This is a genomic window from Pseudomonas sp. AC463, assembly GCF_979253585.1.
Genome location: NZ_CEEDDZ010000667.1, coordinates 1 through 267 on the forward strand (window position 1 = coordinate 1; position 267 = coordinate 267).

The window sequence follows — 267 nt, forward strand, 5'->3', positions numbered from 1 at the left end:
GTGCGGGCGCTGGGGTTCGATCCCGGCGATGTGCGGCATATCGTCGTCAGCCATCTCGACTTCGACCATGCCGGTGGGATCGAGGATTTCGCCAATGCGCGCATCCACGTCACCGCACGCGAGAAGGAAGTTGCCGATGCGCAACGGGGCGGCGCGTTCGTGTCGCGCAAACGCTATCGGCCGCAGCAGTGGGACGAGGCGACGAACTGGTCGCTCTATCCGTTCGGCGGCGGCGAGCGGTGGTTCGGGTTCGAAGCGGTGCGCGAT

Annotated in this window: 1 protein-coding gene; it reads left to right on the forward strand. The window is 66.3% G+C overall.

Annotation, left to right across the window (positions count from 1 at the left end; translation table 11 throughout):
* A partial coding sequence (locus tag AC0IYH_RS31875; protein ID WP_471838276.1) for an MBL fold metallo-hydrolase occupies positions 1-267 on the forward strand: 267 nt, incomplete at both ends.